Source organism: Streptomyces phytophilus, from assembly GCF_013870535.1.
Lineage (GTDB): Bacteria > Actinomycetota > Actinomycetes > Streptomycetales > Streptomycetaceae > Streptomyces > Streptomyces phytophilus.
The window spans coordinates 1-10,442 of the sequence record NZ_JACBXC010000098.1; the positions used below are offsets into that span (position 1 = coordinate 1).

The 10,442-nt window shown below is 72.4% G+C and carries 9 protein-coding genes and 1 pseudogene; 6 read left to right on the forward strand and 4 right to left on the reverse strand.

All coding sequences use genetic code 11. The features are described 5' to 3' along the window. Window positions 1-492: hypothetical protein (locus H5J30_RS08295; protein WP_181786527.1), on the forward strand; the 492-nt coding region annotated here is incomplete at its 5' end. Between the two features lie 43 nt (window positions 493-535). Next, window positions 536-1,009 (forward strand): SAM-dependent methyltransferase, encoded by a 474-nt coding sequence (locus tag H5J30_RS08300; RefSeq protein ID WP_181786529.1) that lies wholly within the window; start codon window positions 536-538, stop codon window positions 1,007-1,009. A gap of 121 nt (window positions 1,010-1,130) precedes the next feature. Here the strand turns inward: H5J30_RS08300 and H5J30_RS08305 are convergent, their stop codons facing one another. After that, a complete protein-coding gene (locus H5J30_RS08305; protein WP_181786531.1) occupies window positions 1,131-1,934 on the reverse strand; it encodes a helix-turn-helix domain-containing protein in 804 nt (267 codons plus the stop codon). A 158-nt stretch (window positions 1,935-2,092) separates the two neighbouring features. On the opposite strand from H5J30_RS08305, the gene H5J30_RS08310 reads away from it, so the two are divergent. Continuing rightward, complete coding sequence (locus tag H5J30_RS08310; RefSeq protein WP_181786532.1) at window positions 2,093-3,544, forward strand: MFS transporter; 1,452 nt, start codon at window positions 2,093-2,095, stop codon at window positions 3,542-3,544. Window positions 3,545-3,547: 3 nt separating this feature from the next. Here the strand turns inward: H5J30_RS08310 and H5J30_RS08315 are convergent, their stop codons facing one another. The 3 genes from H5J30_RS08315 to H5J30_RS08325 form a co-directional block, all read right to left on the reverse strand. Then, window positions 3,548-3,979, reverse strand: a complete 432-nt coding sequence (locus H5J30_RS08315; protein WP_181786534.1) for a nuclear transport factor 2 family protein — start codon at window positions 3,977-3,979, stop codon at window positions 3,548-3,550. 1,042 nt (window positions 3,980-5,021) lie between these two features. Further along, a complete protein-coding gene (locus H5J30_RS08320; RefSeq protein WP_181786536.1) occupies window positions 5,022-7,253 on the reverse strand; it encodes a tetratricopeptide repeat protein in 2,232 nt (743 codons plus the stop codon). Between the two features lie 157 nt (window positions 7,254-7,410). Continuing rightward, the gene (locus H5J30_RS08325; protein WP_181786538.1) at window positions 7,411-7,839 is read right to left on the reverse strand and encodes an ATP-binding protein; all 429 of its coding nucleotides are present in this window, start codon (window positions 7,837-7,839) and stop codon (window positions 7,411-7,413) included. Window positions 7,840-8,030: 191 nt separating this feature from the next. Between H5J30_RS08325 and H5J30_RS08330 the strand changes: the two genes are divergently transcribed. From H5J30_RS08330 to H5J30_RS08340, 3 genes and pseudogenes are all read left to right on the forward strand, one after another. After that, on the forward strand, window positions 8,031-8,861 hold the full coding sequence (locus H5J30_RS08330) for a helix-turn-helix domain-containing protein (RefSeq protein WP_181786540.1): 831 nt from the start codon (window positions 8,031-8,033) through the stop codon (window positions 8,859-8,861). Beyond that, window positions 8,858-9,079 (forward strand): DUF397 domain-containing protein, encoded by a 222-nt coding sequence (locus H5J30_RS08335; RefSeq protein ID WP_181786542.1) that lies wholly within the window; start codon window positions 8,858-8,860, stop codon window positions 9,077-9,079. The genes H5J30_RS08330 and H5J30_RS08335 overlap by 4 nt, the downstream gene beginning before the upstream one ends. A gap of 224 nt (window positions 9,080-9,303) precedes the next feature. After that, window positions 9,304-10,442, forward strand: a pseudogene (locus H5J30_RS08340) (hypothetical protein); the annotation flags it as partial.

Consider the following 10,442-nt stretch of genomic DNA (forward strand, 5'->3'; position numbering starts at 1 on the left):
GCGGCGTTCTGCTTCCTCGCGTACACGGCGATCGGCGGCGCGCAGACGGACCGCACCGCGAAGGGCGGAGCGGGGGGCGGCTCCGACGCGGACGGCAAGGGCCTGACGCTGCTGGAGAGCGCCGCGTGCACGAAGCGCCTCCTGGAGGGCACGGTGGCCGACGTGGAGAAGGTGCCGCACCCCCCGGACGCGTTCCCGTGGGTGGAGGTCACGCTGACCGGTGTCCGCTGGCACACGCCCCCGTCGGCGGAGAGCCGGGTGACGGTGCGGATCCCGGACCCGGAGGAGTGGAACGACGAGAAGCCCTTCGCCCGCGGCGAGCGGCTGCTGGTGGAGGACCTGGGGCAGGAGTCGATCACGTACTACCGCAGGGTGCCGGGGAATCCGATGCTCGACCTGGAGACCATCCGCGGCGAGCGCCTCCGGGCGCTGGACAAGGCGCAGGAGAAGGGCGTGCGCTGCCCGTCGTTCTGGGTGGACCGGGACGGCTGACGGGGTGGGGTGGGGCGCGGTAGGGCGGGGATAGCCTCGGGTCATGCGCAGCTTCGAGATCACACCGGTCGGCACGGTCAGCAACGACCGGACGGACATCCAGAACACGGACAACTGGGGTGCCGTACGCAGCACGATCACCGTCGACGAACGCTTCGGCGAGGACTGCCTGACGGGCCTGGAGGGTTTCTCCCACGTGGAGGTCCTCTTCCTCTTCGACCGGTTCCCGGCGGCGGCCGACGACGACTTCCGCGAACCCCGCCCCTACCGGGGCCGCGCCGACCTCCCGCCCATGGGCGTCTTCGCGGGCCGCGGCCCGCGAAGACCGAACCGGATCGGGGTGACGTGCTGCGCCATCGAGTCGGTCGAGGGGCGGGAGCTGACCGTGGTGGGACTCGACGCGGTGTCGGGGACGCCGGTCGTGGACCTGAAGCCGGTGATGGCGGAGTTCCGCCCGGCGGAGGTGCGTCAGCCGGAGTGGGTGAGCGGCATGATGTCGGAGTACTTCAAGCCGTAGCCGACCCCCGGAACACCCCCGCACACCCACCCAAAGGTAGGCGCCTGCTCCGACAATCCACCCACATCCCACATCCCCGCACACCCACCCAAGGGTATGCGCCCGCTCTGACAACGCCGGATCACGGGGCCGCCCGCCCGCCCCCGCCGGGTGCGTCGAACGAGGCGCCGCCGCCCAGGTAGCGGCCGGGGGACGTGCCGACCGTGCGGCGGAACGCCGCCAGGAAGGCGCTCGGCGTCGCGTACCCCACGGCGTGCGCGACCCGGGAGACGGGCTGTCCCTCGGCGAGCAGCGGGAGGGCGGCGCGCAGCCGCACATGGGTGCGCCAGCGGTCGAAGTTCATGCCGGTGTCGTGGACGAACAGCCGGGTCAGAGTCCGCCGGCTCACCCCGACGTCCCGCGCGTGCGCCTCCAGGCTCCGGGGATCCGCGGGGTCGGCGAGCAGCGCGTCGGCCACGGCGCGTACGCGGTCGTCGGAGGGGTTCGGTACGTCGATGGGTGTGGCCGGCAGAGGGCGCAGCAGATCCAGGACGACCGACTCGGCCCGCAGCCGCGCGCCGTCGGGAAGGTCCTCGTCGCCGAGGTACGCGATGAGGTGGGCCAGCAGCCCGTCGATGCCGACCGGCGTGGGTTCCGTCCAGTCCAGGTCGCACCGGTCGGGTGCGAAGTACAGGCTGCACAGCACCGCGTCGCGCGTCGCCCCGGTGCGGTGGACGACCCCCGCGGGCAGCCACAGCGCCCGCGTACGCGGCAGGACCCAGTAGGCGTCGCCGACGGCGACGCCGAGCACACCGCGCCGCGCCCAGGCCAACTGGTGGTGCGGGTGGCTGTGCGGAACGAACCACTGCCCGGACGCCAGCGGGAAGGTCCCGACGACGATGGCACCCACGCCGACCGGGACGGCTCCGAAGACGGCGTCGGTCATGTGCCCAGCGTATGTCCCCAACGCGATACGACCTGGCCCTGTAGCGCATCGCGGCCGACGCGGCGGCTGCATAGCGTCGTGACCATGCCCACCGATCAGCCGCGCCACGGGCGCCACCGCACAGCCGACGCCCCGTCCACGGAAACGGGCCGCCGCTCATGAAGTCGACACCGACCACGACCACAACCACGGCCGGAGCCGGAGCCGAGGCCGTCGGACGCCGCGGAGCGGCGCTGGTGGTCCTGTGCTTCGTACAGTTCATGCTCGTCCTGGACGACAACGTGGTGAGCGTCGCGCTCCCCAGCCTGTGCGACGACCTCGGCTTCGGCACCGCGGGCCTGGCCTGGGTCGTCAACTCCTACTTCCTCGCCTTCGGCGGGCTGCTGCTGCTCTTCGGCCGCATGGCGGACCTGCTGGGCCGCAGGCGCGTCTTCCTGACCGGCGTTGCGCTGTTCGGCGCGGCCAGCCTGGTCTGCGGGCTGGCGCAGGAGCCGTGGCAGCTGGTGGCGGGACGGTTCGTGCAGGGCGCGGGCGCGGCCATGGCCAGCCCGGCCGCGCTGGCGCTGATCGCGCTCCTCTACCCGGGGCCCCGGGAGCGGGCAAGGGCGTTCGGCATCTGGGGCGGGATAGCGGGTCTGGGCGGCACGGCGGGCCTGGTGATCTCCGGTGCGCTGACCGGCCTGGCGTCCTGGCGCTGGATCTTCCTGATCAACCTGCCGGTGGCCGTGGCGGCCATCGTGCTGCTGCCGCGCCTGGTCCCCGAGAGCCGGGCCGCGCGCACGGTACGTCTCGACGTCCCCGGTGCGGTCCTGGGCACCGGTGCCGTCGTGTCCCTGGTCTACGGACTGCTCCAAACCGGCGAGTCGAGCTGGACCGACACCTCCGCGGCCGGACCCCTGGTCCTCGCGGTACTCCTGGCCGTCGCCTTCGTAGCCGTCGAATCCAGGACCGCCGAGCCGCTGGTGCCGTTGGCGTTCCTGTCCTTCCGCCTCCGTGCCGTAGCGAACGGGACGACCCTGCTGTTCTCCGCCGCCATGTACGCGATGGCATTCCTGCTGATGGTGCACCTGCAGACCGTGCTGGGCTACGACCCGCTCACCGCCGGCGTCGCCTACCTGCCGTACGGCGCGGGCATCCTGGCGGGAATGTGGCTCTCCGCCCGAGCGGTGCAGAGGCTCGGCACCCGACCGGCCCTCGTCGCGTCGTTCCTGATCACCGCGGCCGGGATGCTGCTGCTGTCCGGCGTGGCACCGAGCGACGGCTACGCCTCCGGCGTACTGCCGGGCATGCTCGTCACGAGCCTCGGATGCGGACTGAGCCTGCCCGCCCTGACGGTGGCGGCGCTCACGGGCACCACCGAGGAGAACGCGGGACTCGGCTCGGCCGTGCTCAGCTCCGTACAGCAGGTCGGAGGGGCGATAGGGGTGGCGGTCCTCGTCGCCCTGGCGACCCGCCGCCGCGACGCGCTGGCCGCAGACCACGACCCGCCGCACGCGGCCACGGAAGGCTTCGCCCTCGCGCTCACCGCAGCCGCCGGACTCCTCACGCTCGGCGCGGTCCTCATAGCGACGCTGCTGGGCCGTACCGCCACCGCCACGCGGACCCGGTGACGTTCACGCGCGGTCGGCGTCGAACGCCTGGGCGACGGCGAGGCTGTCCTCGTAGACGTGGTGGCGGGTGACGAGCCCGCCCTCGACGGTGAGATGAAGGGCGAACCGCGCGCGGTACGGACGCCCGGTGGACCGGGCGGTCTGACGGATCTCCCCGAGCACGGCGGCGTCGTCGCCGTCGACGAGAATGCGCTCGACGGTGGTCGCCACCTGCTCCGGCACGTGGTACTCGGCAAGCAGGCGGTAGTGGTCGGCGGCATCGGCCCGGGTGGAACGGTGCCGGATCCAGGGTGTGGCGGGGCGGCCGTGCTCGGCTTCGGGCCAGTCGAGCTTCCAGTCGGCCCCGTCGGCGTACAGCTCGGCGATGCGCTCGGGATCGCCGTCGCCGATCCTGCGCAGCAGCTCCTGAACGACGGCCCGGGTGGTGGTGGACACGGATACCTCTTTGCGTTCGGTCCGCGTCTCGATGCCGCGGGGAGATCGCAAGCTTGCCCGCGGCGACGGGGGCGGGGCGATTACCTGGGACGTAAAGGGGGCGGTGCCGGGCGGGCGAAGTACGGGCGAAACCCGGCGCGGGTGGGCGTTTTGGGCAGATTTGAAGGGGGCAGGCCGCCGAGACTTCACACCACCAACGCACATCCCGGGAAATCGAGACTCGGACAGTGAGGATGCACGCGAGCGAGCAAAAGTCAGCCCTCAGGCCCGCTTTGCCCCGATTCACGGGAGGGGTTACCGCAAGTTACGACCGGATTCGTCCGCTACGGGCGCGGGCGGCCGGACCGCGGGCAGCGAGGGGGCGCCCGCGACGGGGGAGGACCGGTGCCGGGGAGACCCGGGCGGCGTGGGCGGCGGCGACGGAGGGGGACTCCGGTGCGGACGGGAAGACCCGGCCGACGGGGCACCGCGGCGCCGGGGACGGGGGCCGGACTCCGGTGGCCAACCCCGGGGCCGCCGGGGCCTGCCCGCGACCGGGGTGGACCGGGCTCCGGCGGCGGGCCCAGTCCGTCGGGGCACGTCGGCAATCGGAGTGGGCCCGGCGCCGGTGATGCGGCCCCCGGGCGCCGGGGCATCTCGGCGATCGGGCGGGCCAACTCCCGGCAGTTCGCCCCCCGTCCGCGGGGACGCCTCGGCGATCGGGCAGATCCGGCTCCGGTGGTCCGGCCCCCGTCCGCGGGGGTCTGCATCCGTAGGCACAGCGTTCGGGTGCCCGCTCCCCCTGGGCCACCCTTAGCTGCCGGTCTGTCGCGGGCCGGAGTCCGGGGTCAAGGGTGGGGCGAAGCCCCATCGCGCAGCGACGTTCCCGGAGCGAAGCGGAGGGGACGCCCTTGACGCCGGGCGGAGGCCCGACAATCGACAAGCGGGGTGGCCCGGGGGGAGCCCCAACGACACCGCTACTCCCTTCGCCGACACCCGGACGACGGTCCACGCACGGGTCGGACGAGCCACGTCGCCGCCAAGTCCGTACCCTGGTGCCGGGTCAGGGGCGGGTGCGCTGCCACGGCCATCGGCGCCGTTGGGCACGCGCGGCTGCGGCCCGTATCTCCGCCAGGTTGCTGCGGCTGGCGAGGGTGTGGGGGTGATCCCGGCCCAGAACGCGCTCGCGGTCGGTGAGGGTCTGCTCGTGGAGGTCGGCGGCCTCCCGGTGACGGCCAAGCGCGGCCAAGGCGATGGCGAGATTGTTGCGGCTGTTGAGGGTGTGGGGGTGATCCGGGCCCAAGACGCGCTCGCGGTCGATAAGGGTCTGCTCGTGGAGGTCGGCGGCCTCCGGGTGACGGCCAAGCGCGTCCAGGGCCTTGGCAAGGTTGTTGCGGCTGTTGAGGGTAGCGGGGTGGTCTGGGCCCAGAACGCGCTCGCGGTCGGCGAGGATCTGTTGGTGGAGGTGCTCGGCCTCCTGATGGCGGCCAAGCGCGGCCAAGGCGGTGGCGAGATTGTTGCGGCTGTTGAGGGTGTGGGGGTGATCCGGGCCCAGGACGCGCTCGCGGTCGGTGAGGGCCTGCTGGTGGAGGTGCTCCGCCTCCTGATGGCGGCCAAGCGCGTGCAGGGCGTTGGCGAGATTGTTGCGGCTGGCGAAGGTGTGGAGGTGGTCCAGGCCCAGGTGCTGGCTCTCGGCATCCAGGACGCACCGGCGCAGAAGGTGTTCCTCAGCTGCGGCACCCGCGTCATGAAGGGTGACGGCGAGGCTGTCAAGCAGTTCGCGAATGGCGGTGAAGTCGGCGCCTGATGTGCGGCCGAGGAGAGGCGGAAGGTGCGCGGCGAGGAGGCGGGCTGTGGGCCAGCCGGCGCGGCCCACGCCGGTGGTGTCGTGGACGGTTCGGGTGAGGTGGGCGTCAAGCGCGGCGTAGCAGCTGGTGCGATCGGTGCCGGGAGGCGTGTTGAGCGCGATGACGTCGTGGACCACGGGGTGCAGCACGACCTGCCCGACCGTGAGGGTTCCCCCGCCACCGCCACCGCCACCGGACGGCAGCACGGCCGGGGTGTTGATCAGGCCGTACTGGTGGAGCCCCGCGAGGGCGGCGTCGAGTTCTGCTGCGGTGACGGTGTGCCCGGTGGCGTCCGTGAGCAGGGCGGGGGTGAGAAGAGCGCGCGGAACGGGCGAGGGCGCCAGGAGCGCGAGGAGGTACAGGGTGGGGCGGGCCAGGGTGTAGCCCTCGCTGTGGAGTTGCGTGAGGGAGAGGTCGAAGGTGTGCCGCACCACAGTGCGCGCGACTTCCGGATCGGCCGCCTGCGGATGTTCGGCGCCGACCAGGTCACCGAACTCTTCGTCAAGGGCGTGCCGGTAGGCGGTGAAGGTGCGGTAGCGGCTGGTCGGGTTGGCGAGGTAGCGGCCCGCGGTCTCCAGGGCGAGGGGCAGCCCGCCGAGGCGTTCCCCGAGTGCGGCGGCCTCCGCCGCGGTGCCGGCGTCGGGTGCGGCATCACGTAGCACCTGGCCGGAAGCGTCGTAAGCCAAGGGGTCGAGGGGGACCAGGCGGGCTCTCGGCCCCCAGGTGTCGGGCGCGCCGTCGCGGGTGGTGACCAGCAGGAGACCGGCGCCGTCAGGGCGTACCCACCCCCGGTACGCACCGGGCGGCTCACTGCCGGGGCCGAGGCTGCGAGGGGTGTCGACGTTGTCGATCACGATCACCCACCCCCGTACCGCCGCCAAGTGCTCCCACACCACGTCGACAAGCGCGGCCTGGCCGCTCTGGGCGTCATGAAGACGGGTTTCGGCGAGCCCCAGTTCTTTGACGACACGTGTTAGGTCATGGGCGAGACGGGCGGCATCGTCCTGCCACCGCACCCAGAACACCGCCCGTCCCTGTGCCTCGGCCTGCCGGGCGGCCTGCGCGGCAAGGGTGGTCTTGCCCAGCCCTCCCGTCCCGCAGACCACGGCGAGTCCGCCGTCCCGACCGGTCGCCATCTGCCGGATGTCGGCGAGTTGGCTGTCGCGGCCACGTACAGGGGCCGGAACGGCGGGAGCGCGGTAGGAGGCGTGGGCGGCGGCTTCCGTCACCCAACGCCCGCCCGCTCCACCACCACCCACTGACGTGGGAAGGGCGGGAGTAGGGGACCGGAGCGCGAGCAGCGAGACGGCGAGACCGACCAGGCCGGCGGCCCCGCCGACCACACTGGAGAGCTGATCCGCCGTCTCCAGCCCGACCCGTACGACTGCCCACGCAATCCCACCCGCCGCGAGGCCGCAGACCGGCGCCCACAGCAGCCGGGCGAGCATCCACCGCCACCGACCCCGCCCCACATGCCTACGCACGCCCGCAGCCCTCTCCGCCCTTCGCCCATCCCGTACGCCGAGGATGCCCGCAGCCGTAGATCAGCGGGTAGGGCTGGGGACTTCGGTATGCAGCCGTGACAGCACGTGGCGTGATCGTTTGTCAGAGCGGGCGCGTACCCTTGGGTGGGTGTGAGGGGAGATGGGGGGTTGGTTCCGTGACCGGGACCTTGAACGTGGCCCAGACGGCCTTCCCCGGGCCGTTGCGGGGTGAGGTGCCCCAGTCGTCGGCCAGGGCCTCGACCAGAAGTAACCCCCGGCCCCGGTCGTCCGTATCCGCGGGGGCGCACACATGGGGCTCCCCCTCCCCGGCGTCGTGCACCTCCACCTGAACGACGTGCGGCTGCGCCACCACCCGCACGAGGAACCGGCGGCCCACGGGCGTATGCCGTAGCGCGTTGGTCGCCAGCTCCGAGACGCACACCCCGATGTCGTCCGCCCGATCGCCCGCGTCCGCCACACCGGCGACGAACTCGCGTGCCCTGCCGACCGAACGGGCACTCCGTGCGAACATCCGCGACTGCGTGGTCATGGTCCTTACCTCGTTCCGGGTGGAGCTGAGTCGTGGTCCCCGTCCGTCCCCCCACGCCTGCCGATTCGTCAGTTCGTCCGATGCCCTGACCGGGGATCTACTACGTTGCGTAAGTACAGAGTTGCCCTCCGTTCCTGTGAGCAACAGGTCTTTCTGTCCCCCGCCCTCGCTGGAGAGACTGGAGTCGCACCATGGCCGCACGCCCCCGCGAACTGACCCCCGACCGCAGCGCCCGACACCTCTTCGGCGCGAAGATGCGCTCCCACCGCATGCGCGCGGGCATGAGCCTCGAAGCGCTGAACGACGTCGTGAACATCAGCCGCAGCCACCTGGCCCGCATCGAGACGGCGCAAGCGATGCCGCCGCCGGATCTGCCGCCGCGGCTGGACGCCGCGTTCGGCACGGACGGGATCTTCCAGGAGCTGTACCGGATCGCTGCGCGGGAGATTCATCCCGACCAGTTCAAGCGCCGTATGGAACTTGAGGCGCGTGCACAGGTAATCGGGGAGTACGGCGGTCAGATCGTGCCCGGGATTCTGCAGACGGAGGGCTATGCGCGTGCCCAGTTCAAGCAGGCCAACCCCTGGGCGCCGGAGGACAGGATCGAGGAACTGGTCACCGCTCGACTGAGTCGGCAGTCGGTGCTTGCCTCCGAGACGCTGCTGGATTACTCGGCGGTGCTGGACGAGGCGGCACTCCGCCGGGGCTTCGGTGAGCCAGAAGTGATGCGAGCCCAGCTCACGCACCTCGCGAAGCTGACGCTGACCCAGAAGACGATGGTTCAGGTCATCCCGTTCGCCCTTGGGGGACATCCGTTGGCCGGAGGGACTCTCACCATGATGACCTCCGAAAGCGGGACGCGAGTCGCCTACGAAGAGAGCATCACCACAGGCACGTTGAACGAAGATCTGGAAAGCGTCATCGAACGGCAGCGGGTATACGATCTGGTTAGGGCGAGTGCCCTGTCGCCGGCTGATTCGGCGGCCTTTATCCGGTCCGTCATGGAGGTACTTCCGACATGAGCACCACGCCTGACCTCTCCCGCGCGGAGTGGGTCAAGTCGAGCTACAGCGGAAATGGCGGGGGCAGTTGTGTCGAATGGGCTCCCGCCTACGTCACCTCAGGTGTTGTTCCGGTCCGTGACAGCAAAGACCCCCACGGCCCCGCCCTCACCTTCGAACCCACCGCCTGGACCTCCTTCATCACCGCCGTCCAGCGCAACGAGTTCGGCGCCATCTGACCGCAGCCCCCTCTCCCTTCCACCGGCCCCCGCCACCACCTCGGCGGGGGCCGTCGTCCTGCGGGAGACTGGTGGCAAGCGTGCGCGGCAGCCAGGGGGCGGCTTTGGACGGGACGGCGGAGGGGCGCGGGCAGTCGTGGGCTGCGCGGCGGGCCGAGCGGTTGTTGCGGCGTGCCGGGAGCCCGTCCGAGACCCGGGGACGTGCCTGGCGGGCGTGGTACCGGTTGGCGAAGAAGGCGCTGGACGGGGAGCCGGAGGCGTTGGCGGTGCTGGTCCGCGTCGCGCGCGACTCGGCGCACCCGCGTACGAACGAGGCCGGGGGCGTCATCGCCGACCGGTGGGTCGCCACCCTCGACCCCGCGCTGCGGCAGACCGTCATCGACACCCGCGCGCTGTCCACGCACCCCGTCGGGCGGCTGCGTACGGCCGCGTTGCACGGGCCCGAGCAACTGCGTGCCGCCGGGCGGGGCTGGGCCTCGTACGCGCTCATGCTCCTCAACGACCCCGACGAGGACGTTCGGAACGCCGCCGTCGAGCTGTGCCGCACCGCGGACACCTGGGCGACGAACAGGCTGTGGCCCCAGGTGCTTTCCGACGGCCACCCCGACGTCGCGCCGGTCGTGACGGACGAGCGGCTGTTCGACATCCTGCTGAGCCGTCCCTCCCCGCCGCCCGCGGGCCAACTGGACGTGCTCTGGGAGGCGTTCCTCCATCGCGTACCGCCGGGTGGGCAGTGGCGCGGGCCCCGCAGCCGCCTGCTGCCCGCCCTGACCCGCTGGGGGCGCGAGGCCCCTTCCCCGGACAGGCGGGCGCTGAGCCGCGTGGTGGTGGAGCCGGACACCGCGCGGTTGCCGGCCCACCCGCCGACGCGGCAGGCGCTCATCGAGGCCGCCGGTTACGCGGACGAACACCCCCTCTCGGCGGTCGCACGGGAACGGATCCTCGCCCTGCGCGAACGCTCGCCCGTGCCCGGCAGCGCCGAGGAGGCCGAAGACCCCGGTCTTGGCGCCCTCTCCGACCTGGCCGACTTCGTCGGCGAACTGTGCGCGTACGCCCTCGAACACCGCGGGGGACTCCTCCGCTGGTGCGTCACCCACCGCTTCGCCCCCTCCCACGGCGACCCCGCCCGCCGCACCGCCTTTCTTCTCCACACCGACCAGCCGCCCGACACGCAGGCCCGCACGGCGCGCTGGACCGCCGGGCCGGGGCTGGCGGAGGTGGTGCTCGGGGCGGCCGGCGGCGAGGAGCGGGCGCGGCGGGTCGAAGGGCTGACGGACGCGGCGTTGACGCACCTCGCCGGGTGGCTCGACGACGAGGACCGGCTCGCGGACCTGTGGCAGCTCGTACGCGACCTCCCCCTCGC

What these genes read in the sequence shown, in the direction of transcription:
- H5J30_RS08300 (WP_181786529.1), top strand. Translation starts at nt 536, where the DNA reads ATGCGCAGCTTCGAGATCACACCGGTCGGCACGGTCAGCAACGACCGG.
- H5J30_RS08305 (WP_181786531.1), bottom strand. Translation starts at nt 1,934, where the DNA reads ATGACCGACGCCGTCTTCGGAGCCGTCCCGGTCGGCGTGGGTGCCATC.
- H5J30_RS08310 (WP_181786532.1), top strand. Translation starts at nt 2,093, where the DNA reads ATGAAGTCGACACCGACCACGACCACAACCACGGCCGGAGCCGGAGCC.
- H5J30_RS08320 (WP_181786536.1), bottom strand. Translation starts at nt 7,253, where the DNA reads ATGCTCGCCCGGCTGCTGTGGGCGCCGGTCTGCGGCCTCGCGGCGGGT.
- H5J30_RS08325 (WP_181786538.1), bottom strand. Translation starts at nt 7,839, where the DNA reads ATGACCACGCAGTCGCGGATGTTCGCACGGAGTGCCCGTTCGGTCGGC.
- H5J30_RS08330 (WP_181786540.1), top strand. Translation starts at nt 8,031, where the DNA reads ATGGCCGCACGCCCCCGCGAACTGACCCCCGACCGCAGCGCCCGACAC.
- H5J30_RS08335 (WP_181786542.1), top strand. Translation starts at nt 8,858, where the DNA reads ATGAGCACCACGCCTGACCTCTCCCGCGCGGAGTGGGTCAAGTCGAGC.